The following is a 26,550-nucleotide window of genomic DNA, read 5'->3' as shown; positions in this document are numbered from 1 at the left end:
TTCCAAAGCCCGGCTCCTGCCAAATTGCGGCCGGAACCGGGCAACTCGGGATGGCCCTTCCGCCTGAAAGGAACTCTCATGAAAACTCCTCTGTGTTTCATGCCTTTCGCATTTTCGCTTTTCCTCCTCCTCGCACCCTCAGCCCTGGCCGAGAAAAAACCTTCCGCTCCTCACCCCCACCCGCCCACGTACTACCTGCCGCATCTGCTGCCTTCGGTCACCGACGCGGCCGACAAACTCCAGTTTTTGGCCCCCCATGTAAGTTACGGGAGCTACGGCGGGGCTGACCGCGTGAACGTCTCCCGTACCGGCGTGCAAATGTTCTTTTCCCAGTCGGGCGTGGTGCAGCGAACGCAATATTTCTGGTCCTGGGGCGGCGGCTACAACGCCCCCGTCTCGGTTCCCTACCAGTACAGCGCCACCTTCAGCCTGCAGTACGCTGAACTGGACTCGCTGCGCTACGCCGACGGAAATGTCTACGTCTGCGCGACCAACAACTCGTGCGACATGCTGAGCACCCCCGACGTGCCGCAGGATCACATGCTGATGGACGCTCTTCTGACCCTGGCCGTGGCCAGCGGCAACACCCATGTGGCCGTGGCCGACCTCGCCTGGGAAAGTCCTTCCCCTAAAGAACTGAAAAAGCTGAAGCTGGGAGACGCGCGCCGAATCACGGCCGTGGATGCGAACTCGCCCGGCGCGCTGGCGGGCATTCAACCCGGTGACATTCTGACCGCCATGGAGGGCGTACCCTACCACGGGGACATTTATGGCCAGATGGCCGTGAAATGCCTGAACGCCCACCCCGAGGGCTGCACCGTACACATGGATGCGCTGCGGAACGGCGCTCCGATCAAGTTTGAAGTGGCCGTCAAACCAGCCTTCAGCCCTGCCGCCGCACAGGATCTGCAGGCCCGGGCGGCTGCTCTGGCCGCGCAAATCGACAGCGGACATCCAGCCCCTGCCACCCCGACATCCCCACCGCAGGGCGGCGTCAAACTGGGTATTCGCGTCCGGGCCGCCACCGACGAAGATGCCCATGCCGCCCTACTGGCTGAAACCCGCGGAATCTTCGTGCAGAGTGTCGATGCCGGAGGACTAGCCGACAGCATCAAGCTACAGGCCAGCGATATTCTTTTGGAAATAGACGGCGTTAAAATCGTCTCCATGGATGATTTCCGCAAGCGCTTGGCCACCCCCTTCTCCACGCTGACCATCTGGCGGGCGGGAGCAAGCATCAAGCTACAGGTACCGGAAAGCTTCTGATCGGCAAATGAGTGAGGGCTTCAACTCCAGAGGGATGATTCATTCCTACTGCCCATGGAATTGGCTTTTCTGCTCAGCCTTCTCAACAAACACGCATTCAGGCAAGACGGGCTTCAGTCCGCCTTTTTCTTTTCTCATTCTCCGGGATGATTTTGCCCTCTATCTGGTTGTTTTTAATCGCCGGAGCACTACAATGGCGGAATAGTCTAGAGCAGCATGACAGCGCCTTCGGGAGTTCACCCGTCTCCCCGCCTCAAATCTCTGGACCAGGAGCAACGATGAAAACCTTCAAGACTCTCTGCCTGCTTTCGCTTGGTCTGATCCCGGCCGGTATAGCGATGGCGCAGCAGCCCAGCGGGGCTAGTGTGCCTCAGCCGCCAGCCAATGTCACCAGCTTCGACGCCACGGCCATCGACACCACGGCGGACCCCTGCACGGACTTCTACCAGTACACCTGCGGCAACTGGAAGAAGAACAACCCCATCCCGTCGGACAAAACGCGCTGGAGCCGCTCCTTTTCGCTGGTAGGTGAGCGCAACCGCTACCTGCTTTGGCAAGAGTTGGATGCCGCCTCCAAGGCCCCCACGTCGCCGCTGCAGAAGCAATACGGTGACTTTTACGCCGCCTGCATGGACACCACCGCAGCCGACAAGCTGGGTGCCGAGCCCATCAAGCCCTCCTGGAGCCGCATCGACAAGCTCACCAGCGTCAAGCAGTTGCCCGCCCTGCTCAGCGAACTGGAGAACACCGGAACCCCCGACGGCTTCTTCGAGTTTGGCGTCGGACAGGACGAAAAGGACTCCAGCAAACAGATTGCCCAGCTCTCCCAGGGCGGCCTGACGCTGCCTGATCGCGACTACTATCTGGTAGACACCGAGCGCTTCAAGACTATCCGCGCCAAGTACGTGGAGCACGTCACCAAAATGTTTGTGCTGGCTGGCGAAAGCCAGTCGCAGGCAGCCAAGGACGCCACCGCTGTCCTGGAGGTTGAAACCGCCCTCGCCAAGGCTTCGATGAGCCGCACCGAGATGCGCGACCCCGTCGCCACCTATCACATTTACACCACCGCCGATCTGGCCAAGCTGACGCCGGAGTTCGACTGGAGCATCTACTTCAAGTCCATCGGCATTGGCGGCTTTGACTCGCTCAACGTGGGCACGCCTGACTTCTTCAAGTCGCTGGACGGTCTGCTGAAGAGCGAGCCGGTCGATGCTTGGAAGAGCTATCTGCGCTGGCAGGCCCTGCACGGACAGGCCCGCCTGCTTTCAAAGGCCATCTTTGACGAAAACTTCGACTTCTTCTCCCGCACTCTGGCTGGCCAGAAGCAGCCCGAAGACCGCTGGAAGATGTGCTCGTCGATGACCGACGGCGCTCTCGGCGAGGCCGTGGGCCAGGACTGGGTCAAGCAGAACTTCCCGCCCGCCGCCAAGGACAGCATGGAAAAGCTGGTGGCCGCGCTCGAAAAGTCGCTCGGCGACGACCTCAAAACGCTGCCCTGGATGAGCGATGAAACCAAGAAGGCCGCGCTCGAAAAGCTCTCCCTCTTCCGCCAGAAGATCGGCTACCCCGAAAAGTGGCGCGACTACTCCAGCGTCAAGGTCAGCCGTAACGATCTGGTGGGGAACACGCACCAGTCCGCCATCTACGAACGCAACTACAACTACGCCAAGCTGGGCACGCCGGTGGACGAGAAGGAATGGGGCATGACGCCTCCCACCGTCAACGCCTACTATGATCCCTCTTTCAACGACATCAACTTCCCGGCCGGCATTCTGCAGCCGCCCTTCTTCGACTTCAAGGTCGATCCGGCGGTCAACTTTGGCGGCATTGGCGTGGTGATTGGCCACGAAATGACCCACGGCTTCGATGACGAGGGTTCGCAGTTCGACGGCCACGGCAACCTGCGCGAGTGGCAGACGCCCGCCGACCGCAAGGCCTTTGAAGAGCGCACCCAGTGCGAAGTGGACGAGTACTCCGGCTTTGAGGCTGCTCCGGCCCGCGCTGATACGCCCGCCCAGAAGCTGAACGGCAAGCTGACGCTTGGCGAAAACACGGCCGACAACGGCGGTCTGCGCATCGCCTACCTGGCCCTGCTGGACACCCTCGCCGCCGAAGGCAAGACCATCGACGACAAGATCGACGGCTACACCGAGGCGCAGCGCTACTTCATCGGCTTCGCCCAGGTATGGTGCCAGAATCAGACCGAGCAGTCGGCCCGCCAGTCCGCACTCACCGATCCGCATTCGCCCGGTCAGTGGCGCGTAAACGGCACGGTGCAGAACTTTGACAGCTTCGGAAAGGCCTTCGGCTGCAAGGTCGGCCAGCCCATGATGCCCGTCAAGAGCTGCCGCGTCTGGTAAAACAACTTGCAATACAGCACCACAAAACGGCCGCATCCTGTTCTTTTGGATGCGGCCGTTTTTTATCCGATCAAGCCCCCAAAATCAGCGAAAACCCCGAATCGTGCTAACATGACCATGGTCAGTGACCATGGGAGGAATTTTATGGCGACTACCATCCCCGCCGGTGAATTCAAGGCCAAGTGTCTGAAACTGCTCGATCAGGTGGCCGAAAACCGCCAGCCGCTCACCATCACCAAGCATGGCAAGCCCGTGGCCCAGATCGTGCCCATCAAGGAAGAAACCAGTTTTGTCGGTTCCATGCGTGGCAGCGTGCTCTACATGGGCGACATTATCTCGCCGCTCGATGTGGAGTGGGAGGCGATGAAGTGACGGCAGAAATTGCCCGATCCTCCATTCTTCTACTAGATACGCATGTTCTTGTCTGGTCGCTGGAAGAGGGACCGCGACTAGGCATGGCGTGCAAACAGTTGATTAATCAAGCTGCTCACCAGAACAAGCTGGTCCTCAGCGCGATTACGCCCTGGGAGATTGCACTTTTGGTTTCAAAAGGGCGGCTGAATTTGAGCCGCGATGTGATGGACTGGATGGATCTGGCGCTCTCCAAACCGGGCCTGACACTCATTCCGCTCGCCCCCGCAATCGCGGTTTCCAGCACTCGCCTCCCCTTCGAGATGCACTCCGACCCTGCCGACCGCATTCTGGTGGCCACCGCCCGCCAGTTGGGAGCAACGCTTGTCACCGCCGACCGGGCGCTACTGGCCCTGGGCGAGGCTGGAAACTACCGGGCACTCAACGCGGAGCAGTAAAAGAAAAAGCCTCTGGAAAGACTCCAGAGGCTTTGATCTTTTGCGGGCTTATTGCGCAGCAATCAGACGGCAGAGCGCTTCTTCCCAGGGCGCTTGGCAGCGGGAACAACCTCCGGCACCACAACGCGATGCGGATCAGAAAGAATGGCCTGCAACCCTTCCGGTAGCGCGGAAAAGGGCACGGCGCGCGCAAAGTCTTCGGCGGTCCATTCCGGGTTGTCGTCATCAAGCAACTCAGGATCTGGAACTGGCATACTGTGTCCTTTCTTTGCGGTTAGCCCGGCGCAGGCTGATCACCCTCAGTGTACCGCCGCGCATGGTGAAAACCAATGCGTAGAGGGTATTTTCAATGAACCCGATTGCCCGTATGCGCACTTCCCCGTAGTCGCGGCGACGGTCTTCAGCATAGTCGGCAGTAACAAAATGAAAGCCCTCAACGACTTCAAAACCGAAGCCGCGCTCCAGCTGATTCCGTTCGCTCTTCCGTGGATCATACGTAATTTCCACGCGGCCATTGTAGCCGGAAAGCAACCAGGATGCTTGAGAAATCCAGAAAGTCAGCTTGGCAGCAAGTTATAGCATTTTCGGAATTGCTGTAGACCGAAAGCAGGATGTTAAGTGCCTTTTTCCTCAAGAAAAAGGCACCTTGCAAACCCCTTAAAAAGTCTACATGTATTCCGAAAATGCTCTAGCAGTCCAGGGCATCTGTGGTGCAGCCAATCCATGCGAAAAGCAACCGCGGATCTTTCGACTGCGTTTGGCCAAAAAACCGGCCAAACTTCTCTCAAGATGACAGGCATCAACAGAAAGCGGCCGCATCCAGAGGAACTGGATGCGGCCGTTTTCTGTTTCCAGCAGCGGGGAGGGCGCGCAAAGCGCGCAGTTGGCCCCACCGCAGGTGGTGGCTACTTTTCCGTCAGGGCGACCACGCCGGGGAGCTTTTTGCCTTCGAGGAACTCGAGGCTGGCGCCGCCGCCGGTGCTGATGTGGGTGATCTGATCGGCGAGGCCGGTCTTGTTGATGGCGCTCACCGAGTCACCGCCGCCGATGATGGAGATGGCTGCCTTGTTGGCGGCCACAGCCTTGGCGATGGCGTTGGTGCCGATGGCGAACTTCTCGAACTCGAAGACACCAGCGGGGCCGTTCCAGACGATGGTCTTGGCCGAAGCGACAATCTTCTCGATGGCCGCAATCGACTTGGGACCGATGTCCAGACCCTGCCAATCGGCGGGGAAGTCCTTGTCGCAATCCCACGGCTGGGTATTGGCGTTGGCGTCGAAGGCGTCGGCCAAAACGTTGTCGACCGGAAGCAGCAGGTTCACGCCCTTGGCCTTGGCCTTGGTGAGCGCATCCTTGGCCATGTCGATCTTGTCTTCTTCCACCAGCGACTTGCCAGTGGCCACGCCGAGGGCGCGCTGGAAGGTGTAGGCCATGCCGCCCACGATGATCAGAGTGTCGACCTTGTCGAGCAGGTTCGAAATCACGTCGATCTTGCCCGAGATCTTGGAGCCGCCGATGATGGCCACGAAGGGCTTTTCGGGATTCTCCAGAGCCTTGCCGAGGTAGGTGATTTCCTTTTCCATCAGCAGGCCGGCAACGGCGGGCTTCAGGAAGTGGGTAATGCCTTCCGTGGAGGCGTGGGCGCGATGGGCGGAGCCGAAGGCGTCGTTCACATAAACGTCGGCCAGCGAGGCCAGCTGCTTGCTGAATGCGGCGTCGTTGGCTTCTTCCTCAGCGTGGTAGCGGAGGTTCTCAAGGATCAGCACCTGACCAGCCTGGAGTTTAGCGGCAGCGGCTTCAGCCTCGGCACCGATGCAGTCGGTGGCAAAGAGGACGGCAACGTCCTTGCCGAGCGTGGCCTTGAGCAACTCAGCGAGGCGGGCAACCACCGGCTTGAGCGAGTACTTGGGGTTGACCTTGCCCTTGGGACGACCGAGGTGCGAGGCCAGAATGATCTTGGCGCCCTTGTCGAGAGCGAACTTGAGCGTGGGCAGGGTGGCCTTGATGCGGGTGTCATCGGTGATCGTCGCGCCGTCTTCGGTCAGCGGCACGTTGAAATCAACACGGATGAAGACCTTCTTGCCGGCCAGATCGATATCGCGAATGGAAAGCTTGGACATATAACTCACTCCGGGAAATCTTGAAGGCTCTTGACCCGTCGTGAGGCGGTGAAGCGGCTCCGCGGGCGGAGAGCGGAGGGATATAAAAACGCTGCGGTGAGCGCCGATCCGAGCGGATCAGGCACTCACACGCAAAGCGCAGTGGCTTACAGGCCCTTCTTGACGAGGAAGCTGATCAGGTCAACCACACGGTTGGAGTAGCCCCACTCGTTGTCGTACCAGCTGATGACCTTGACCTGGCCACCGACCGTCTTGGTCAGGGGAGCATCAAAGATCGAGCTGTTGGGGTTGCCCTTGAAGTCGCTGCTGACGAGTTCGTTATCGTCATAGGCGAGGATGCCCTTCAGTTCGCCTTCCGAAGCCTTCTTGACGGCGGCGTTCAGCTGTTCGGCGGTGATGGGCTTCTCGGGAACGAAGGTCAGATCAACGACCGAGACGTTCGGTGTGGGAACGCGGATGGCAAAGCCATCCAGCTTGCCCGAGGTCTCAGGGATGACCAGCTTGAGGGCCTTGGCGGCACCGGTCGAGGTCGGAATCATCGACAGAGCTGCAGCACGGGCGCGACGGATGTCCTTGTGCGGCGTGTCGAGGATGACCTGATCGTTGGTATAGCTGTGGATGGTGGTCATTACGCCGCTGACCAGACCGCATGTCTCCAGGATCACCTTGACGACCGGAGCGAGGCAGTTGGTGGTGCAGCTGGCGTTGGAGATGACATTGTGCTTCGAGGCGTCGTACTTTCCTTCGTTAACGCCGAGCACGATGGTGATGTCTTCGTTCTTGGCCGGAGCCGAGATGATGACCTTCTTCACGGTCGAACCGAGGTGGGCCTTAGCCTTCTCACCATCGGTGAAGAAGCCAGTCGACTCGACGACAACCTGCGCACCGACGGAAGCCCAATCGAGCTTGGCAGGGTCGCGTTCGCTGAAGACCTTGATCTTCTTGCCATCGATGGAGATGGAGTCTTCGCCGGCGACGATCTCGTTCTTCAGGTTGCCAAGAATCGAATCGTACTTGAGCAGGTGAGCCAGGACCTTGGGGCTGGTCAGGTCGTTGACGGCTACGAACTCGATCTCAGGATTGCCAAGAGCGGCGCGCAACACGTTGCGGCCGATACGGCCGAAGCCGTTGATGCCAACCTTTACTGCCATTGTTGTTGTCTCCTTCGTGTTTCGGTGAGGCTTGTGAATTTTATGAGCGTGAACTCAAAGCGTCTGGCGGCGTGCCCGAGGGCTGTCTACCAAACCCTTCATGCTACCATCCGGCGCTGCTTCTGCCCTGTGAATTCTCTGGGCAAAATGTTCTACGCCTACTGTACGGCTCACAGCAAGGATGCCTGCCACCCAGAACGACTGTATGTGACGAGATGCACATCATTTGCAGCAGCAGGCATGAATATGTTATTCGGGTAAGGAAGTAAAGGTAAGCTCCCCATGAGAAGACGTTCCAAACGCGGTCCCAATAATAGTGAATCGACCGGCAAGATTGGCCAGGAAATCCCTGTGAATCAACCAGCTCCGCTGGTGCCCAGCTATGCAGACGATCTGCCGGCGCGAGAGAGTGCGCCCCCGGCCCCCAAGCCAACGGCGCCGAAAACCGAACCCCGCAAACCTGCCCGGCCCGACTGGAACGAACAGGCCAAGGCCGGCAAGCTCGAAGTGGAAACCCAGCCCGAGATGCCTGCCGCACCGGCGGCGGGCTCTAGCAATCCGCAAGCGCCCAAGGGCTCGGTGGTGCTGGCCATCGGCATGCCCGGATCAGGCAAAACCACCTGGTTTGGCCGACGCGGCGTGACCCCGCTCTCCAGCGACATGCTGCGCAACATCCTGTTCGACGACGTGGAAGAGCAGCGCTTTCAGGGACTGGTGTTTTCCACCCTGCGCTCGCTGCTGCGCGCCCGCCTTATCGCCCACATGCCCATGAACTACGTGGACGCAACCAACCTGAGCGTGCATGAGCGCCGCCAGTGGATCAAGATGGCCAAGAGCTTCGGCTACGAGGTGCAGGCCGTCTTCTTCGACGTACCACTGGAGGTTTGCCTGGAGCGCAATCGCCAGCGTGACCGCTCAGTAAGCGAAGACATCATGCGCAAGATGGCTGAAAAACTCAAGCCGCCGGTCTTTGAGGAAGGCTTTGAGAAGATCACCGTGGTGCGCGTGAAGAATGCTGGGTAGAACAGCTTTTAGCCTCTAGCTTCCAGTTCCTGGCTCATTGTACCTGGGATGGAATATTGGCTGAATCGAAGGGGCTCGTTCCCACAAAAAGCAGCTGACGGCTAAAAGCCGACAGCTGCTTTTTGCTGCAAGAAAAAGACTGTACCAGCCGGAGAAAAAGCCGATACAGCCTCGCATTGCAAAATGAGCTGGAAGCTGGAGGCTAGAAGCTGTTTTTTAAAACTGAAACTTTGCGCCGAACTGAATCTGGCGCGAGGTGGTTGAAGTGGCGGTAATCACGCCCGCCGTGGATGATGTGCCGGACGTGGTGGTGGTGCCGAGCGAAGAGGCTGCCGCTGCGTTGTAGGCCACTTCATTGGGCGTGGAGAAGTTGGTGTGGTTGAGGATGTTGAAGAACTCGGCGCGGAACTCAAAGCCGAGGCGCTCGGTAATATGGGCGCGCTTGGCGACGGAAAAATCCAGATTGTAGAGCCCCGGACCAATCAGGCTATCGCGGGCAACGTTGCCATAGGTGCCGTAGTAGCTGCCCGAAGGGCTGACGATGGGCACCACGGGGCGAATGAAGGCCGTCGGGTCAAACCACTCGGTGGACGTGCGCTTGTACACGCTGCCGGTAAAGTTGGGGTTCCAGCTGGGACGGATGGGATTGCGCGTATCGCCATTGCCGGTGGGGTTGTAGCCCAGCTGCGGGCTGAAGGGAAAACCGCTCTGCGCGGTAAAGATGGCGCTGGCTGTCCAGCTTCCAAGCAGCAAATCGACCGGACGGGAGATCTGGTTCAAAAAGTGGCGACCACGGCCCACGGGCAGTTCATAGCTGCCGTTGAGCGAGGCGATCTGGCGTGCGTCGGTCGCGGCCGGCCCCCAGTCGGACTTGGCATTGAGCGGAAAAGAGACGTAGGCCGGAGTGTTGCCACTGACCGAGGTATTCCAGGCCGAGCCGTTGTCCAGATTCTTTGACCACGTGTAGTTGCCACGGAATTGCAGGCCATTCGCGTAGCTGTGGCGGACGTCGACCTCCAGCGCGTTGTAGAGAGCTACGCCGCTGGAAACCCACGAAGTAGTGTTGGCCAATGCCGCATTCGCCAGCGTGGGAGCCGTGGCCGTCGCAGCGTAGGGGTAGTAGACCTGCCCGCTGGCAGTGTAGATGGGCACAGGCTCGTTCATGTCTTCGGAGAGGATCTGGTGGTAGCTGTGCGAGCCTATGTAGCCAATGGTGAGCGAGGTGCGCGGTGCAAGCTCCTGCTCCAGACGCAGGCTCCAGCTGAAGACCGCGGGCGTGGCCAGGTCAGGCTGCACGTTGGAGGGCGAGATCTTGGCGCTGGAGGAAACAGCCGAACCGGGAGCGATGGAAATGGAAGAGAGCGCAACGTTCTTGAGCGACTCGGCGGTGTTGTAGGGCGCGGTCAAGTCGAGGCGGTAATCAAGCGTGTCAAGCAGGCCGTAGTAAAGGCCAGCACCGCCGCGCAGAGCGATTTTACCGTTGCCGAAGAGGTCCCAGGCAAATCCCGCGCGCGGCGATGGCAGGAACTTGGCGCGGTTGTCAGAGAGCGCAGAGTGGCCCACGGTTGGATTGGTGGCCAGCACGCCGTTGACGATGGCATAGTTGGAGGCGCGATTCTGTGACTCGTTCCAGCCGTTGGTGGATTCGGAGCGGAAGCCGAGGCGAAGTTCCAGGCGCGGCAGAATCTTGACCGTGTCTTCCACGAAGGCAGCGCCCTCCAGTGAGCGCCAACCCAGCTCTGTGGGAGCGGGAACCACGGTGAAAGTGGCGACGGTGCCCTGCAGGAAGGTGGTCAGCGTAGAGAACGACGCCTGACCGTACTGGTACTGGGCCAACTGGTCATTGGACTGGACCTCTTGCAGCCAGCCACCGGTCTCGATCTGATGGCGGCCATGCGTCCAGTAGAGGTGATCGTCCAAAGTGAAAAGATTGCGGGCCGTCTTGTTGTTGCTGCCCACATTAGTGCCAGCCTGGGTAATCTGCGAGGCACCGTTGGAGGCCGTGGAGCCGCTGATGACGATGGCGCCAATCTGCTCGCCGGTCACCCAGCCGGGCACGCTGACCGGGGTGTAGCCATTGAAGTAGAAACTGGCGCGGGAATAGCCAATGCGGGCCGTATTCAGCAGCGAGGCGCTGAATACGTGCTGCTCCTGAATGCTGACCACCTGTTCCCGCAGGCTTTCGTTCACAAAACTCAGGGGATTGGCCGAAGGCGTGTTGGCCGTGCTGTCGTCCACCGTGTAGACGCCAAAGAGCAGATCCTTGTCACTGAGGTTGTTGTCGTAACGGAGCGTGCCGAAGTCCTCGCGAATATGCTGCGGAGGATTGCTGTAGGCCTCGGCAATGCCGCTGCCCAGGTCAGGGCCATTCTGCACCGGCCAAAGCGCCAGCAGAGCCGCAGCGGCGGAATTCACGCCCACATGCTGCTCCACGCCCGAACTGTTGGGCACATAACCAAGACGAGCTTCGTTGTCCGGCACCAGGGTGACGGCGCTCAGGTCCCAGAACTGGCGAAAACCTTCATACGAGCCGAAGAGAAACTGCTTGTCCTTGCGGATGGGACCGCCCAGAGCTGCGCCGAACTGATTGCGCTGAAACTCGGGAATGGCGTTCTGGTCGAAGTAATTGCGGGAATCGAAGACACTGTTGCGCAGGAACTCGAAGGCCGTGCCATGCAACTCGTTGCTGCCGGAGGTGGTCACAATGGAAACCTGCGCACCATCGCGCTTGCCGTAACTGGCGCCATAGGTGTCTGTAGCCACGTTGAACTCGCGCACCGCATCCACACCCAGCAACTCACCACTGGTGCCGCCCGGCGTTACGTTGATCAGCGATGCGCCCGTGTACTCAATGCCGTTCAGCAGGAAAAGATTGTCCTGGGGACGACGGCCGGAGACGGAAAACATGTTGCCCACCGAGGAGTTCGACGTGCCAATGCCGCCCGAGCGCTGGCCCGTGTAGTTCACCGTGGCCGGATTCAGCGTAAGCAGGCCGTCGTAGCTGCGGCCATTCAGAGGCAGTTCCTTCACCGCCCGCTCGTCGATCAGCCCCGAAGTCTGCTGTGCGGTGGTATTCACGCTGGGTTCGACCGCTTCCACCACCACATTTTGGCGGACGGTGTCGATGCCGAGCTGAAAATCGAGCTCAAGGCTCTGCCCCACGGCCAGCTTGATGCCGGTACGCTTCTGCACCTCAAAGCCCTCATGCGTGGCCGTAACGGTGAAGGTGCCGACGGGAACGCTGGGAGCGCGATAGCGGCCCGCGGCGTCGGTTGCCAGCACGCGGGTTGCGCCTGTCTCGTCCTGACGGACAACCACGGCTGCACCACTGACAATGGCACCGCTGGCGTCCCGGATGGTACCACCGATGGTGCCGCCAACCACCTGAGCATGCGCCAAGCGCGGCCCGACAGTGAAAAACTCCACCGGAGCCAGCAACAGAATCACGAGCAGGATGTGAAATAGCTGAGAACGTGTCAAAAAAGCCTCCTGAAAGAAGTTGCAGCCGCCTTGCAATCAAAGGCGGGCTACAGCAAAGCCGGGAAACAGATCGTGAGCAGAATTCCTGCGTGCGTTTCCAGGCGGATCAAGTTGTACGGGAGCAGGAAAGGACAGATCAGCGACAACAACAACAAGCCTGCGAGGAGCAGGATGGGGCGAGCCGAATTGAAGACTGGCTAGACCGCATGCAGTTGGCTGAACCTTTCCGAAAAGGGGTCAGAAAAGAGGATTCTGAAGCATAAAAATAGAAAAACCGCGCCGGCATTTGCCGTTCGCGGTCGTTTGGAGTGGAAAAAGGGCTGAGACTATCCACAAGACCGCATGGCCGTCGTACAGCACAGACAACAGACCTGCGGGTTGAGAAAAGTGCTCATGGGTTCAATTTATCGATACGCCTGCAGGAAGTCAATCTACCACTATGTGCGACGCGGCAAGATTCCTCCCCAGAAAAGGGGTGAACACTCCTACGGCCCTCCTGTGGGCAACCAGTCTGCGGGGGAAGAACCGGCGACGGGCAAATTTTTTGCACACAGCCCTGTGCAACGGGTAACCTTACGGTCTAAGGGTCGTCCAATCTTCAACCGTGTTCCAAAGCAGACCAGTACGGCCCAGGCCTAGGGATGCAGGCCCGGAATTCATTCACAGGACAGGAAGTTCCGAGCGGAAATCCTGCCCGGAGGAGAATCCCGGCCCGGCAGAGGATTCCGTGGGGTTCCAAGGAGTCTTTTCCTGGCTGCAACTGTTTCGAAACCTTGTTTTTGCCAGAAAATTCAAGCCACGGAGCCGATCAGTACGGGAAACTAGGCATAACCCGCCTTCGGCTTTTACAATGCATCAGGGACCCGTCCCAGCCCAGCTCTGCTGTGGAACGATCTAAACTTGGCGGCATACGCCTGACCAGGATGAAGGAATCGCATGAAGTTCATGAAATTCAGCAAGGCACTTCTGATTAGCGCCCTCTCGGCTGGCGTTGCTCTAGGCTTATCGTCTTGCGTGCGTAGTTATTCGGTTGGCTACCTGTACATCACCGGCAACGTAACGGGTGGAGCATCGGGCAGCAACGGCATCATCAGCGGCTACAAGATCGACCACAACACGGGCAATCTGACCCAGATCAATGGTTTGCCGGTTTCCTCCGGTGGTGCCAATCCGGGCCGCGCCGTGCTGGTTCAGGGCAGCCGCTTTCTGTACGTGCTTAATCGCGGAGTAAACACTGCGGGCACGGCCAGCTGCGCCGGCACCTCCGGTTCGACGCTCTGTACCGGCTCCAACATCGAGCTTTTTGCCGTGGGCGGCAATGGCATTCTGACCCCCCAGGCAACCTACTACTCGCAGGGCGACAACCCGTTCCGCATGACCACGGACTCCTCAGGCAACTTCCTGATGGTGCTCGATCACGACGCTCCGTCGACCTCGGCCTGCACGACGGCTCTGGGTTCCACCCTGGGCGGCAGCGGCTGCGGTGACATCACGGTCTTCAAGATCGACTCGACCACCGGTCGCCTGTCTCTGGTCAGCAACGTAAACGTCAGCATCAGCGGAACCAGCTTGGCTTATTTCCCGGTGCCGGCCAATCCGATCGACTTTACCCTGGACAGCGGTTACGTTGAAACGCTCTCTAACAGCACCACCAGCAACACCTCCAGCGCGCCGGGCACGGGTTTGGCCTCGGTCTTCCCGTACACCTACAACGCGACCACTGGTCAGTTGACGGTGAACCAGAACAGCACCCAGACGCTCGGCTTGTACCATACAACCGGCATCGTTCTGGCCGGTGGCGTGCTCTACGTGATGGACAATGGCGCCTGCACGGGCACTAACCCCTCGATGACTTGCACCGCCAGCTCGGTTACCCCTTACACCGTGGGTACGGCAGGCGCGCTTTCGGCTGAGACGGTGGGTACCATCGACGAAGACACCGAAGTAGGCAATCCGAGCTATCTGCTGGTTGAGTCCAAGAGCAAATACCTCTACATCGCCAACCAGGGCAACAACGCCACGGCTACCGCCACGGCAGACAGCGGCATCGGCTCCTACTTCATTACCACCTCGCCGGCATTTGAACTGACTGGAACCACTCCGGATTACTTCGGCATCGGCTCTGGTCCGCAGTGCATCGTCGAAGATCCTTCGGATCAGTTCATCTACACGGCCAACTACAACGACTCGACGATTACGGGACGCATACTCGACCCGAACTCCGGTATGTTGAACGATCTGCGCGGCAACAGCTCCTTCAAGCTGACAGGCCAGCCGGCCTGGTGCCTGGTGGATGGACGTACCGACTAGCCGATCATCAAGACGACCTACCGGCCGGCGGATACTCGCCGGCCGGATGGTTTCCGGCTCGCAGTTTATGGTTTTCTTTCTGTGTTGAACCACAGTCAGCCCGCAGTAAAAAGATTTTGAGCTGGCCTTTGACCTCCAACCCGATTCCTTTGAGCCTGCGGTTCAGGCTCCGTGACGAAAGATGCGCATGAAGTTGAACAAAACGAGCCAGCTTTTGCTGGTCAGCGCGGCCAGCATCCTGACGGCCGGCCTGCTCTCCGCCTGCAGCACGCTCACCACCGATTTCGTTTACGTGACCAGCGCAAAGGCTGCCGGCACCAACAGCTACGGCGAAATTAACATCTACGAGATCAACTCGGAATCGGGAGCCATGCGCCAGATTCCAGCCTCGCCCATGTCTTCCGAAGGCCGTAATCCCGTGGCCGAAGCTGTTTCCACCGATGATTCGAATCTTTTTGTCGTCAACAAAGACGACAACACCATCGTGCAGTTCAGCATCGGTACAGACGGCAAGCTCTACCCCTACACCACGGTCAACACCCCGGGCATCTACCCGATGGGCATAGCCGTCACCAGTTCCAACGTCTTCGTTCTCGATCTCTATAAGCAGGCTTCCAGCTGCACCAGTCTTTCTCCCTGCTCCGGTTCGATTGGCGTCTTCCCGATTACCGCCGCCACCAGCGCGAATCCGCTGACGATCTCTTCGACCACCAGCAACGGCTCGCTGGCCTACTGGCCTCTGTGCAAGACCGGCTACACCGGCTCGGCCAGCAGCGGTTACAGCTGCAAAACGCCTTCCAGCGATACCGACGTCCTGGTGCCCACTTCGATCATTGCCTCGAAGAGCGGCTCCTACGTGTACGTCACCGCCTATGACTCGACAGTTTCGCCCACAGCTGGTTACATCTTCAGCTTCTCGGTTGGTTCGAATGGCGCTCTAACGCCGGTTGCCGTGCTCAGCGCGGGCGTCATGCCCTCGGCTCTGGCCACGGATGCCAGTGACAAGTACCTGTACGCCACCGACTACACCGGCAACGATGTGCGCGGCTACTCGATCAGCAGCGGCACTCTGACGGCCCTCAGCGGCAGCCCATATACCGCAGGCAATGCTCCTTCGGCCATCATCGTCAACCCGGCCTACAACTTTGTGTATGTGACCAACGAGACGGACTCGACCGTAAACCTGTACTCGATGTCCTCGGGCGTTCTGACGCTCCAGGAAACCTATGCAGCGGGTCTGGAACCGATAGCCCTCGGCATCGATCCCTCGACCAACCGTTTCCTCTATACCGCCAACTACCTTGGCAGCACGGTTTCCAGCTGGCAGCTGAGCGCAAGTGACGGCACCCTTGTCACATCGCAGGGTTCGCCCTTTTCTTCCAACGCTCTGCCGACTGCCGTAGCCGCTATTCCGCACAAGTAGCTCACTGGGTCCGGAAGCAGTTCCGGACCTGTTCACCGTTCTCCCGATTGACCTTTTACAATGGTATTCGGTAAACCAATTCACGATTTTTCGGGGCTTCAAAAGCAAGACCCGCAACGAAGGAAGCGCATGAAGTTCAACAAACCGAGCCAGCTCTTTCTGGTTTCTTCGATTGGCCTTCTCGTGGCCACCCTGTTGTCCGCCTGCTCAATTACGACGATTGACTATGCGTTTGTTGCGAGCTCGTCGAGCAACGGCTCCAGCAGCGAAGGACAGATCCAGGTCTTCGCGGTTGACTCCGAGTCGGGAGCGCTGCGCTCTGGCGCCGCCACGGTTGACTCCGGTGGTATTGGCCCCATTGCCCTGACCGTCACCAGCGACTACGCCAACCTGTACGTCGCCAACAAAACCAGCAAGACCGTGGTGCACTTCACCATCGCTTCGAATGGCACCCTGACGAAGCAGGGCGAGATCACCCTGACCGATACGCCGGTGGCTCTGGCCGTGAATGCAGGCAGCACATTTCTTTACGTGCTGACCGGCAGCAGCTCGGCCACTCTGAGCGAGTATGCCCTGTCGAGCGGCGCCATTGCCAGCTCGGCCACGGTCACCAAGTCGCTCACCCTCTCCTCCTATACTGGCGACACCATTCTGCCCACGGCCCTGGCCGTCAGTCCGGATGGCGGCGCGGTTTACGCCACGGTATACGACGAGTCTGCTTACAACCCCAGCGGCTCCACCAGCTCCAGCGCCCATCCCGGCTGGATCTACGGATTCACCATCGGTTCCAGCGGTGCTCTGACGGCCGTCGCCAACTCGCCTTACCAGGCTGGCGTCAAGCCTTCGGCCATCGCCATCGATCCGACCTCCCGCTTCGTCTATGTCACGGACTACGCCGATGCCGAACTGGTTGGTTTTGGCATCAATAGCACCAATTCCGTGTACACCCTGACCGTGATGGCCAGCGGTCCGTTCAAGACCGGCAACGAGCCTATTTCGGTGGTTGTTGATCCGCGTGGCGAGTACATCTATGTGGCCAACTTCCTCGACAACGACGTCTCGGCCTACACCATCACCCAGTCCAGCGGCGCGCCGTCGACCATCGTCAACAGCACCTCGTCGGTTTACACCACCGACACCGAACCGTCCAGCATCGTCGTTGATCCTGCGCTGGGCCGCTTCGTCTACACCACCAACGAGCTTGGCAATGATGCTACGGGCTTCCGTCTGTCCGCCGACACCGGCGCGATGAGCACCAATCAGGCCTCGCCGTACTCCACCGGTTACGCTCCCACCTCGATCGCCATGGTTCCTCACGGCAACCACTCGATCCAGACGGTGACCAAGTAAGCCGACTGCAACACGCAAAAAAGCCCGGCCACTCGGCCGGGCTTTTTTGCGTTCCGACAACGTCGGAAATGGTGACCAGCTCTCAGAGCAATTCCTCCCCTTCTCGCCACGTTTTTGTTTTTGCGGTTAGGGCTCCCGCCCCTGAAATTCTCATCAAACTCCAGCCTGTCCTCCTGAGCGACCACAGGGAGTCGAAGGATCTGCGGTAGTTTTTTGCCTTTGCCTCCATGAACTTCAACTCCAAAGGCACATCCACTTCCGCAGAAGATCCTTGAAGAACAACCGCAGATCTTTCGACTTCATATGGCCAAAAACGGTCAAACTCCGCTCAAGAAGCCAGAACAATGCAGCACAAATCTCCACGGGAGCCCGCACTGCAGCCTTTTCCGCGTTTTGGGCGCATAGCTCCGTCCTTCCCGCAGCAATCGCGCCAGCACGGTCTACAGCGCTAAAAAAGGCCACTCCCCTCACGGGAAGCGGCCTTCGAATCAAGCATATTCAGAAATTAGCTACGAAATTCCGCCCGCACCTTCAAAAAACTGAACGAAATCCGGCGAAAAGTTCAGCTCATGGGTCTTCGGATCGTAGTCCAGATTGATCGCCTTCGACTTGCGATCATTCACGAAAACTCCCACCATCAGCACATTGCCATGGATGTGGGTAGCGGCAACGCGGTGGCTCTTGATAGCGCCGTACTCGTTGTCGGGGCTGTCGGAGGACCAGTCCTGCTGGAAACGCTCAAAGGTGTAGGTGTGTGCCTTGGGGTGCTGCTGCCAGTTCTTGTCGTGTACCCAGATGCCATAGGCCGACTGCAGATCGTTCTTTTCCACTTCCGCAAAGAAGTGATTGACCGTAACCCGTCCGCACAGATGGCTATACCAGTTCCAGGGCCAGTCCACAGGCCTGCCTGAGCCCAGCCAGAATCCAACCACAAGAAGAACAACTGCGCCCACGCCGCCCAGGATCAGCTTCTGGTTGCGGCGCTCGCGGGCTTCATCAAATTTGGGTGCGTCGAGCAAGGTCATCGCGTTCTATCCTCTTGCTTAGAATACGGGATGGCTGCAGCCGTGGAAAGAACACAGCGCTGGAATAGGAAAACAGAAGAAGAAAACCCGTAAGGTAGAAAAGTGCGGTCTGCATGGAGGCCACCTCTACCCATTAGACACCGCAGCCCCCCAACAAGTTCCATAAAGATGAGAAAAGGCTAAGTGACTTGCCGCCACTCAGCCCTTCTCCCTTCGTTCTCTACTTCCCAGCGTCTACTCTTCCCTGCTGTAAACCGTCCGGGCCTTGTCGGCGTGGCGCTCGGCGGCCAGCTCAATCAGCTTTGTAATCAGGCTGCGGTAGGTGATTCCGGTCGCATCCCACAGCTTGGGGTACATGCTGATGCGCGTGAAACCTGGCAGAGTGTTCACTTCGTTCAGGTAGATACGCTTGCGGCCGTCTGGCTCCATCAGGAAGTCCACCCGGGCCATGCCGGCCAGATCGCAGGCGCGGAAAGCTTCCACGGCCATTTCACGAATCTGCTTGGCCTCGGCCTTGGTCAGCTTGGCAGGAATCGTCGGCACCGAAGCCTCGCTCAGGTACTTGGCCTCGTAGTCGTAGAACTCCTTGCCGGGCACAATCTCGCCAATCACGCTGGCCACGGAGGCGTCGTTGCCGAGCACGGCCACTTCCAGCTCGCGGGCGCGGCTCTTTTTGCCGCCCACACCCTGCTCGATCACCAGCTTGCGGTCGTACTTGGCGGCCAGCTTCAGCGCCGGACTCAGTTCCTTGTGGTCATGCACCTTGCTGATGCCCACCGACGAGCCCAGATTCGCCGGCTTTACAAAAACCGGGTACTTGAGCGCCGCTTCGATCTTCGTCACCACCTTGCGTGGGCTCTTTTCGAACTCCGCACGCAGTACGGTCACATGCTTGACGAGGGGCAGCTTCACCTGAGCAAACATGCGCTTCATCGCATCCTTGTCCATGCCAGCCGAGGAGCCCAGAACGCCCGAGCCCACATAGGCCACGCCCGCCAGTTCGAACAAGCCCTGAATCGTGCCGTCCTCGCCAAAGGTGCCATGCAGCACCGGGAAAACCACGTCAATTCCATTCAGCGCGGCAAGCCCGGCTGCCAGATTCAGCACGCCATTGGACTTGGTTGCTGCGGCAGGCTTTTCGCCCTCGATCAACGCCAGAGCCTCGGACCCGGTCAGCCAGCGGCCGTCCTTGGTGATGCCGATGGGGCTCACGTCGAACTTTTCCCGATCAATCGCCTTGAGGATGGAGGCAGCCGACTGCAGCGAGACTTCATGCTCACCCGAGCGGCCACCAAACAGAACGCCTACACTCAACTTCTTGCTCTTTTTCGTGCTCATGTTGTATTTAGTCTAACGCCGTAAACTCGACCACCCTTTTGACGGAATTGCACTCGTTACCATAAGGGATGACCTTTCGAGGATTCAGCTTCATTGCCATCATGCTTTTGTCAGCAGCATTCGCAGTGTCATGTTCTGCATCCGTTCCCGGAGCAGGCATTCATGTCCTCCGTTACGCATTGGATCTAACGCCCCATCTGGCCGATCAAACCGTCAGCGGAAGCGAGACAATTCTTGTTCAAAGCACAGCAAACGATCTACGCACAATTGCATTCACTGCAAATGCGCTGACCATCGATAGCGCTACCCTCGATGGCCTTCCTGTCTCCTACGCTACGGAAAAAGACGCCCTCACATTTGCACTGCCCGCCGCGCTCGATCTGCACCACACGGCCACACTGCGGATTGTCTATCACGGTACTCCGCGCCAAGGCGTCACGTTCGCAGCCGACTCCGTCTATACGAGCTACGATGCATGCAGTTGGATGATCTGCTCCGAAAATACTCCTGGAGATAAGGCGGTCTTCTCTCTTGACCTTCATGTCCCTGCCGGAATGTTCTCGCTGGCCAGCGGGCGACTTACGAAAAGATCGAAGACCACGGATGGCGGCACAATCGATCATTGGAGGAACACGCGCCCCTATTCCGCCTATCTTTATGACTTTGCGATTGGAAAATTTGTCGCGGCTCAAAGTCATCAGTACCATGCGAAACTGCTTTATCTTAGCAATGTCGCATCCCCGCAGGAAATGGCGCAGGACTTCACGAACACGGGCGCAATGGTGCAATTTCTTTCGCAGAAAGCCGGGCTCGATCTGCCTTCTCGAAGTTACACACAACTGCTTGTCGCCGGCGACGAAGCCCAGGAAGCTTCTTCCTACTCAATCCTCGGCAAAGAGAACATCGACCCCAAGGACGACTGGGCCATAGTGCATGAACTTGCTCACCAGTGGTGGGGAAATCTGGTCACATGCGCAACCTGGAAAGATTTCTGGCTCAACGAAGGCATTACCGTGTACATGACCGCGGCCTGGAAAGAACACCAGTACGGACACGCCGCCTATGAAGCGGAATTAGATGTGGCGCGCCGCCGCGTTGCAAAAGTACGCAAAATAGGCTGGGACAAGCCTCTTGCCTTCGACGGCGAATATCCATCCATCGGTGTTAGGCGATCCGTTCAATACAGCAAGGGCGCACTCTTCATGGAACGTCTGCGCAGCGAACTCGGCGATCAGGCATTCTGGGCAGGGCTTCGTTGCTACACACGCGAACACGCTGGCGGCACCGTCACCAGCATCGATCTGGAGCATGCCATGGAAAAGGCCAGCGGTCGCGATCTTTCCGCACTCTTTGCCGAATGGGTCTTCGGAAAATAGCTGCCCTTCTTCTTTACAAAGAACTGGCCGCATTTGAATCAATGTAAAACCGGCAGACCTCGTCCATGTTCTTGGTGGGGTCTGCCGGTTTTATAGGTTGCGCGAAGGTTCTGTGGCAACACCGTGCCACACCAGCACGCTACAGAATCTTCTTGCCAAAGGCCGAGCAGGTCAACTCCACCGCCAGCTCTGCCGTGCGGTTCTTTTCATCCAGAATCGGATTCACTTCGACGATCTCAAACGAGGTCAGGCCTGGATAATCTGCCAGAATCTCCATGGCCAGGTGCGCTTCACGATAGGTTGCGCCGCCCCGCACCGGAGTGCCCACGCCCGGCGCATCCTCAGGATCAATCCAGTCCATGTCCAGCGAGACGTGATAGCCAGCCGTGCCAGTGCGCACCACCTTCATGGCCTCTTCCATCACCGCCCGCATGCCACGCTCATCGATCTCGCGCATGGTGTACACATGCTTCAGTCCCACGCGGCGGATGTTCTCGCGCTCACCGGCGTCAATGTCGCGCACGCCAATCAGCACCGTGTGCTCCGGGCTCACCTTGGGCGTGTAGCCGAAGAGGCGCGCCATCGGATCCGGGCCCAGGCCGAGCAACGCCGCCAGCGGCATGCCGTGCACATTGCCGGAAGGAGAAGTCTCCGGCGTGTTGATGTCGGAATGCGCATCGAACCAGAGCAGACCAAGCTTTTGCGCGCGGCGCTGAAAGTAGCGCGAAACGCCAGAGACAGTGCCTGCCGCTTGCGAATGATCGCCCCCCAGCACCAGCGGCGTCAGACCTTCTTCCATGGCCTCCAGCACGCGCTCTGCGGTGCGAGTGCAGGTTTCCGCAATCTCGCTCAGGTAACGGGCGTTCTGCTCACCGGAAAGGCGGGTCTCTGGCAGTTCCACACGCACATTGCCGCCATCGACTACCTGATGGCCGAGCGCTTTCAGTTTGACTTCCAGACCGGCCACGCGAATCGCCGAGGGCCCCATATCCACGCCGCGACGGCTTGCGCCCATATCCAGAGGAACCCCCAGCACGCGAATCTGGCGCGGGCTCACCCCCTGAATTTTGCCGGTCTGTTTCTGCTGCTCACTCACCTTACGCCTCCCTTGCCTGTTGCTTTGCCTCAGAGTATTCAACCATCTTTCCGTAAATACAGGAAAAATGCCAGTCAACAGAAGATCAAAAAGAAAAGGCCCGGCTTTTGACCGGGCCTTTCAGTTGGGTTGAGCCAATGGAATATTGGCCGCACCGCAGGTGCTATTCGGCTGCCATCTCTTCGGCTTCGCCTTCCTGACGCATCATTTCGAGTTCGCGCTCGGCAGCTTCGATCTCGGCAGAAACTTCCTGCTGGACCTTGGCCGCAGCTTCCTCGAGTTCCGGAGAAAGCTGAACGTTGCGATAGTACTCGAGACCGGTGCCGGCCGGAATCAGACGGCCCACAATCACGTTCTCCTTCAGGCCGCGCAGATTGTCGATTGCGCCGTTGATCGAGGCCTCAGTGAGCACGCGGGTCGTCTCCTGGAAGCTGGCCGCCGAGATGAAGCTATCCGTGGACAGCGACGCCTTGGTGATACCCAGCAGCAACGGACGGCCGATGGCCGGACGGCCACCCTTTGCCAACACTCGATCATTCTCCTCGCGGAAGCGGAAGCGATCCACCTGCTGCTCGAGCAGGAAGTTCGTATCACCCACTTCATCAATGCGAACCCAGCGCAGCATCTGACGCACGATCACTTCGATGTGCTTATCGCTGATGGCCACGCCCTGCAGACGGTAGACTTCCTGAATTTCGTTCACCAGGTAAGACTGCAGTTCCTTCTCACCGAGCACGGCCAAAATGTCGTGCGGGTTGAGCGGGCCGTCCATGAGGGGATCGCCTGCACGCAGACGCTCGCCTTCCTGAACGTTGACGTAGATGCCACGCGGCACACTGTACTCGCGCTCTTCACCGTTGTCAGCCGTAACGTAGATCTTGCGCTGTCCCTTGGAGATTTCACCAAAGCGAACCACGCCATCGATTTCGCTGATGGTGGCTGTCTCACGCGGCTTGCGGGCTTCGAAAAGTTCCACAACGCGCGGCAGACCGCCGGTGATGTCCTTGGTACGAGTCGATTCCTTGGGGATCTTGGCCAGCACATCGCCAGGACCAACCTCGGCGCCGTCTTCCACCATCAAGTGAGCGCCACGCGGCAGCAGATAACGCTTGTTGCCCTTCGCGCTCTTGATGAGGAACATCGGCTGACGCTTTTCATCGGGTGAATCGCCCACAACCAGGCGCGACAGACCCGTGACTTCGTCCACTTCCTCGTTCAGCGTAATGCCTTCCTGCAGATCCTTGAACTGGACCGTACCACCAATTTCGGTAAGAACCGAATAGGTGTAAGGATCCCATTCCGCCAGCAGGGTGCCGATCTTGACCTTCTCGTCTTCCTTCACCCGCAGACGGGCGCCGTACACAACCTGGTAGCGCTCCTTCTCACGGTTGCGGTCGTCAACGATGGCGATCGAACCGGAACGGTTCATGGCCACCATCAGGCCGTCGCGACCCTCAACCGTGTTCAGGTTGATGAAGCGGACGGTACCGTTGTTCTTGGCATCCAGGCGCGACTTATCGGCCACGCGGCTAGCCGTACCACCCACGTGGAAGGTACGCATGGTCAACTGTGTTCCAGGTTCGCCGATGGACTGTGCGGCAATGACGCCGCAGGTCTCGCCAAGCTCCACCATGCGGCCAGAACCAAGGTTACGGCCGTAGCAGAGAGCGCAGACGCCGCGCCGGGATTCGCAGGTGAGCACCGAACGGATCTTGACCCGCTCCACGCCCGCACCCTGAATCGCCACAGCGGTTTCTTCGTCGATCTGATGGTTCACGTCGATTACCACGTTGCCGTCGTAATCCTTGATGCGCTCAAGCGATACGCGACCAATGATGCGGTCACGCAGCGCTTCAATGATTTCGCCCGACTCCACGATCGAACCGACGTAGATGCCTTCGCTCGTGCCGCAATCGAACTCGGTCACGATCACGTCCTGCGCCACGTCCACCAGACGACGAGTCAGATAGCCCGAGTCAGCGGTCTTCAGTGCCGTATCAGCCAGCCCCTTACGTGCGCCGTGCGTCGAAATGAAGTACTCGAGAACCGTGAGGCCTTCGCGGAAGTTCGAGGTAATGGGGGTTTCGATAACTTCGCCCGAGGGCTTGGCCATCAAACCACGCATACCGCTGAGCTGACGAATCTGCTGCTTCGAACCACGAGCGCCGGAGTCGGCCATGATGTAGATCGGGTTGAAGGCGCCGTCTTCGTCGGCCTTCTTCATGTTGCCGAACATCTCATCGGCCACGCGATCCGTCACCGTCGACCACATCTGGATGACCTTGTTCGAACGCTCACCGTTGGTGATGGCACCGTCCATGTACTGCTTCTGGACTTCGATCACCTTCTGGTCAGCTTCGTCTACCACGGTGTACTTGCTGGCCGGAATGACCATGTCGTCCAGGCCCACCGACAGACCCGAACGGGTCGCAAAGAGGTAGCCCAGCGCCTTGATCTTGTCCAGCATGCTCACCGTCGTCTCGAGTCCGAGATTGTGGTTGCAATAGTTCACCAGCTGGCCAATGCCCTTCTTCTTCAGCAGGCCGTTGATGAAAGGCATGCCGGCCGGAAGTGCATCGTTCAAAATGACGCGACCAACAGTGGTGTTGACGTACTGACGATTGAACTCGACCGGTTCCGTGTGAGTCAGATCCTGGTCGTCATAGGCCGTCGTCAGATCCATCACCTTGCCGGTGTAGCGCAGACGGATCGGCGAGAGCGTCTCCAGTTCCTTGGCTTCGAGCGCCATCAGCACTTCTTCGATATTCGAGAAGACGCGACCTTCGCCCTTGGCACCCTTCTTGGCCTTGGTCAAGTAGTAGAGACCAAGAACCATATCCTGCGTCGGCACCGTGATCGGCTGGCCGCTGGCAGGCGAAAGAATGTTGTGCGAAGCAAGCATCAAGACACTGGCTTCAATCTGCGCTTCAGGCGACAGAGGAATGTGCACAGCCATCTGATCGCCGTCGAAGTCGGCGTTAAAGGCGGTGCAGCAGAGCGGATGCAGCTTGATGGCCTTGCCTTCGACCAGAACCGGCTCAAAGGCCTGAATGCCCAAACGGTGCAACGTAGGAGCGCGGTTGAGCATCACTGGATGGTCCTTGATGACCTCTTCCAGAATGTCCCAGACCACCGGCTCCTGCATCTCCACCATTTCCTTAGCCTGCTTGATGGTGGTGCACTGGCCGGTCTGCTCCAGACGGTGATAGATGAAGGGCTTGAAGAGTTCGAGCGCCATCTTCTTCGGCAGACCACACTGGTGCAGCTTGAGGTCAGGACCGACGACGATCACCGAACGACCGGAGTAATCCACGCGCTTGCCGAGCAGGTTCTGACGGAAACGGCCCTGCTTGCCCTTGAGCGTATCGGAGAGCGACTTGAGCGGGCGGTTGTTGGCGCCACGCAGCACACGGCCACGGCGACCGTTATCGAACAGAGCGTCGACGGCCTCCTGCAGCATGCGCTTTTCGTTCCGCACGATCACTTCCGGAGCGTGCAGATCCATCAGCTTCTTCAAGCGGTTGTTGCGGTTGATCACACGACGATAAAGGTCGTTCAGATCGGATGTGGCAAAGCGACCACCATCGAGCGGCACCAACGGGCGCAGCTCAGGAGGAATGACTGGCAGCACATCCAGAATCATCCACTGCGGCTTGTTGTCGCTCTTGCGGAAGGCCTCAACGACCTTCAGACGCTTGGCGTACTTGATCTTCTTCTGCGCCGAGGTCTCGGTCTTCATGCGCTCGCGCATCTCAATGCTGAGTTCATCCACATTGACGCGCTTGAGCAGTTCCTTAATGGCTTCGGCGCCCATCATGGCCTTGAAGCCAGTGGGGCGGAACTGCTGATCGAGCTCACGGAACTTGGTCTCGTCCTTGATGATTTCGCGTTCCTTAGTCGGCGAATCACCCGGATCAACCACCACGTACGACTCGAAGTAGAGAATGCTTTCGAGGTCGCGCAGCGAAATATCCAGCAAGTGGCCAATACGCGAAGGCAGGCCCTTGAAGAACCACACATGCGAGCAGGGCGAAGCCAGCTCAATGTGGCCCATGCGCTCGCGACGCACCTTGCTAACCGTAACTTCGACGCCGCACTTGTCGCAGATCACTCCGCGGTGCTTCATGCGCTTGTACTTGCCGCACAAGCACTCCCAATCGGTTACAGGTCCAAAGATGCGGGCGCAGAACAGGCCATCGCGCTCCGGCTTGAAGGTACGGTAATTGATGGTCTCCGGCTTGGTGACTTCGCCGTGCGACCAGGAACGGATCTTTTCAGGCGATGCCAGCATGATGCGGATGGCATCGAAATCAGTAATCGGGCTGGTAAGCTCAAACGGGTTCGAACGAAACAAGGCGACCCTCCTTGGCGGGCCTTTACGGCACGCGCCGCGGCTACTCCCGGGATTCTCTTCAGATCCTTT

19 protein-coding genes are annotated in these 26,550 nt (G+C 58.8%); 10 read left to right on the top strand and 9 right to left on the bottom strand.

Going from position 1 to position 26,550, the window contains the following annotated elements; translation table 11 throughout:
• Window positions 1-99: 99 nt before the first annotated feature.
• The 4 genes from ACOBR2_RS07500 (at window position 100) to ACOBR2_RS07485 (ending at window position 4,435) form a co-directional block, all read left to right on the top strand.
• The gene (locus ACOBR2_RS07500; protein WP_420239404.1) at window positions 100-1,266 is read left to right on the top strand and encodes a PDZ domain-containing protein; all 1,167 of its coding nucleotides are present in this window, start codon (window positions 100-102) and stop codon (window positions 1,264-1,266) included.
• Window positions 1,267-1,544: 278 nt separating this feature from the next.
• On the top strand, window positions 1,545-3,626 hold the full coding sequence (locus ACOBR2_RS07495) for a M13 family metallopeptidase (RefSeq protein ID WP_420239403.1): 2,082 nt from the start codon (window positions 1,545-1,547) through the stop codon (window positions 3,624-3,626).
• Window positions 3,627-3,770: 144 nt separating this feature from the next.
• The gene (locus ACOBR2_RS07490; RefSeq protein WP_420239402.1) at window positions 3,771-3,998 is read left to right on the top strand and encodes a type II toxin-antitoxin system Phd/YefM family antitoxin; all 228 of its coding nucleotides are present in this window, start codon (window positions 3,771-3,773) and stop codon (window positions 3,996-3,998) included.
• Window positions 3,995-4,435 carry a type II toxin-antitoxin system VapC family toxin gene (locus ACOBR2_RS07485; RefSeq protein ID WP_420239401.1) on the top strand — a complete coding sequence of 147 codons (441 nt, stop codon included), beginning with the start codon at window positions 3,995-3,997 and terminating at the stop codon, window positions 4,433-4,435. The genes ACOBR2_RS07490 and ACOBR2_RS07485 overlap by 4 nt, the downstream gene beginning before the upstream one ends.
• A gap of 62 nt (window positions 4,436-4,497) precedes the next feature.
• Here the strand turns inward: ACOBR2_RS07485 and ACOBR2_RS07480 are convergent, their stop codons facing one another.
• From ACOBR2_RS07480 to gap, 4 genes are all read right to left on the bottom strand, one after another.
• On the bottom strand, window positions 4,498-4,689 hold the full coding sequence (locus ACOBR2_RS07480; protein ID WP_420239400.1) for a hypothetical protein: 192 nt from the start codon (window positions 4,687-4,689) through the stop codon (window positions 4,498-4,500).
• A complete protein-coding gene (locus ACOBR2_RS07475) occupies window positions 4,670-4,942 on the bottom strand; it encodes a BrnT family toxin (RefSeq protein WP_420239399.1) in 273 nt (90 codons plus the stop codon). Before ACOBR2_RS07475 ends, ACOBR2_RS07480 begins: the two co-directional genes overlap by 20 nt.
• Before the next feature lie 398 nt (window positions 4,943-5,340).
• A complete protein-coding gene (locus tag ACOBR2_RS07470) occupies window positions 5,341-6,555 on the bottom strand; it encodes a phosphoglycerate kinase (protein WP_420239398.1) in 1,215 nt (404 codons plus the stop codon).
• Between the two features lie 146 nt (window positions 6,556-6,701).
• Entirely contained in the window at window positions 6,702-7,706 is a 1,005-nt protein-coding gene (gap, locus tag ACOBR2_RS07465) for a type I glyceraldehyde-3-phosphate dehydrogenase (protein WP_420239397.1), read from the bottom strand.
• Window positions 7,707-7,988: 282 nt separating this feature from the next.
• On the opposite strand from gap, the gene ACOBR2_RS07460 reads away from it, so the two are divergent.
• Window positions 7,989-8,729: an AAA family ATPase gene (locus ACOBR2_RS07460; protein WP_420239396.1), complete on the top strand. Its 741-nt coding sequence runs from the start codon at window positions 7,989-7,991 to the stop codon at window positions 8,727-8,729.
• Window positions 8,730-8,945: 216 nt separating this feature from the next.
• On the opposite strand, the gene ACOBR2_RS07455 is transcribed toward ACOBR2_RS07460, so the two are convergent.
• Window positions 8,946-12,209, bottom strand: a complete 3,264-nt coding sequence (locus ACOBR2_RS07455; RefSeq protein ID WP_420239395.1) for a carboxypeptidase regulatory-like domain-containing protein — start codon at window positions 12,207-12,209, stop codon at window positions 8,946-8,948.
• Here ACOBR2_RS07455 and ACOBR2_RS07450 point away from each other — a divergent pair.
• The 4 genes from ACOBR2_RS07450 to ACOBR2_RS07435 all read left to right on the top strand — a co-directional run bounded on the left by ACOBR2_RS07450 (window position 12,203) and on the right by ACOBR2_RS07435 (window position 17,292).
• A complete protein-coding gene (locus tag ACOBR2_RS07450; protein ID WP_420239394.1) occupies window positions 12,203-12,472 on the top strand; it encodes a hypothetical protein in 270 nt (89 codons plus the stop codon). The two genes, ACOBR2_RS07455 and ACOBR2_RS07450, sit on opposite strands and share 7 nt — an antisense overlap.
• Before the next feature lie 673 nt (window positions 12,473-13,145).
• The gene (locus ACOBR2_RS07445; RefSeq protein WP_420239393.1) at window positions 13,146-14,519 is read left to right on the top strand and encodes a beta-propeller fold lactonase family protein; all 1,374 of its coding nucleotides are present in this window, start codon (window positions 13,146-13,148) and stop codon (window positions 14,517-14,519) included.
• A gap of 187 nt (window positions 14,520-14,706) precedes the next feature.
• A complete protein-coding gene (locus ACOBR2_RS07440) occupies window positions 14,707-15,942 on the top strand; it encodes a lactonase family protein (protein WP_420239392.1) in 1,236 nt (411 codons plus the stop codon).
• Window positions 15,943-16,071: 129 nt separating this feature from the next.
• Window positions 16,072-17,292 carry a beta-propeller fold lactonase family protein gene (locus ACOBR2_RS07435; protein WP_420239391.1) on the top strand — a complete coding sequence of 407 codons (1,221 nt, stop codon included), beginning with the start codon at window positions 16,072-16,074 and terminating at the stop codon, window positions 17,290-17,292.
• 509 nt (window positions 17,293-17,801) lie between these two features.
• Here ACOBR2_RS07435 and ACOBR2_RS07430 read toward each other — a convergent pair.
• Entirely contained in the window at window positions 17,802-18,317 is a 516-nt protein-coding gene (locus tag ACOBR2_RS07430) for a hypothetical protein (RefSeq protein WP_420239390.1), read from the bottom strand.
• 234 nt (window positions 18,318-18,551) lie between these two features.
• On the bottom strand, window positions 18,552-19,655 hold the full coding sequence (locus ACOBR2_RS07425; RefSeq protein ID WP_420239389.1) for a D-alanine--D-alanine ligase family protein: 1,104 nt from the start codon (window positions 19,653-19,655) through the stop codon (window positions 18,552-18,554).
• Window positions 19,656-19,834: 179 nt separating this feature from the next.
• Here ACOBR2_RS07425 and ACOBR2_RS07420 point away from each other — a divergent pair, with 179 nt between their 5' ends.
• A complete protein-coding gene (locus ACOBR2_RS07420; RefSeq protein WP_420239388.1) occupies window positions 19,835-21,031 on the top strand; it encodes a M1 family aminopeptidase in 1,197 nt (398 codons plus the stop codon).
• 139 nt (window positions 21,032-21,170) lie between these two features.
• Here ACOBR2_RS07420 and rocF read toward each other — a convergent pair whose 3' ends face one another.
• Both rocF and rpoC read right to left on the bottom strand, forming a co-directional pair.
• The gene (gene rocF / locus ACOBR2_RS07415) at window positions 21,171-22,127 is read right to left on the bottom strand and encodes an arginase (RefSeq protein WP_420239387.1); all 957 of its coding nucleotides are present in this window, start codon (window positions 22,125-22,127) and stop codon (window positions 21,171-21,173) included.
• 163 nt (window positions 22,128-22,290) lie between these two features.
• Window positions 22,291-26,481, bottom strand: coding sequence for a DNA-directed RNA polymerase subunit beta' (gene rpoC, locus ACOBR2_RS07410; protein WP_420239386.1), 4,191 nt, complete (start codon window positions 26,479-26,481; stop codon window positions 22,291-22,293).
• Window positions 26,482-26,550: the final 69 nt, after the last annotated feature.

Origin of the sequence: Telmatobacter bradus (assembly GCF_048629425.1) — a bacterium.
GTDB lineage: Bacteria > Acidobacteriota > Terriglobia > Terriglobales > Acidobacteriaceae > Telmatobacter > Telmatobacter bradus.
This window is presented reverse-complemented; position numbering and strand designations above follow the sequence as displayed.

What these genes read in the sequence shown, in the direction of transcription:
- ACOBR2_RS07500 (WP_420239404.1), top strand. Translation starts at nt 100, where the DNA reads ATGCCTTTCGCATTTTCGCTTTTCCTCCTCCTCGCACCCTCAGCCCTG.
- ACOBR2_RS07495 (WP_420239403.1), top strand. Translation starts at nt 1,545, where the DNA reads ATGAAAACCTTCAAGACTCTCTGCCTGCTTTCGCTTGGTCTGATCCCG.
- ACOBR2_RS07490 (WP_420239402.1), top strand. Translation starts at nt 3,771, where the DNA reads ATGGCGACTACCATCCCCGCCGGTGAATTCAAGGCCAAGTGTCTGAAA.
- ACOBR2_RS07480 (WP_420239400.1), bottom strand. Translation starts at nt 4,689, where the DNA reads ATGCCAGTTCCAGATCCTGAGTTGCTTGATGACGACAACCCGGAATGG.
- ACOBR2_RS07470 (WP_420239398.1), bottom strand. Translation starts at nt 6,555, where the DNA reads ATGTCCAAGCTTTCCATTCGCGATATCGATCTGGCCGGCAAGAAGGTC.
- gap (WP_420239397.1), bottom strand. Translation starts at nt 7,706, where the DNA reads ATGGCAGTAAAGGTTGGCATCAACGGCTTCGGCCGTATCGGCCGCAAC.
- ACOBR2_RS07460 (WP_420239396.1), top strand. Translation starts at nt 7,989, where the DNA reads ATGAGAAGACGTTCCAAACGCGGTCCCAATAATAGTGAATCGACCGGC.
- ACOBR2_RS07445 (WP_420239393.1), top strand. Translation starts at nt 13,146, where the DNA reads ATGAAGTTCATGAAATTCAGCAAGGCACTTCTGATTAGCGCCCTCTCG.
- ACOBR2_RS07440 (WP_420239392.1), top strand. Translation starts at nt 14,707, where the DNA reads ATGAAGTTGAACAAAACGAGCCAGCTTTTGCTGGTCAGCGCGGCCAGC.
- ACOBR2_RS07435 (WP_420239391.1), top strand. Translation starts at nt 16,072, where the DNA reads ATGAAGTTCAACAAACCGAGCCAGCTCTTTCTGGTTTCTTCGATTGGC.
- ACOBR2_RS07430 (WP_420239390.1), bottom strand. Translation starts at nt 18,317, where the DNA reads ATGACCTTGCTCGACGCACCCAAATTTGATGAAGCCCGCGAGCGCCGC.
- ACOBR2_RS07425 (WP_420239389.1), bottom strand. Translation starts at nt 19,655, where the DNA reads ATGAGCACGAAAAAGAGCAAGAAGTTGAGTGTAGGCGTTCTGTTTGGT.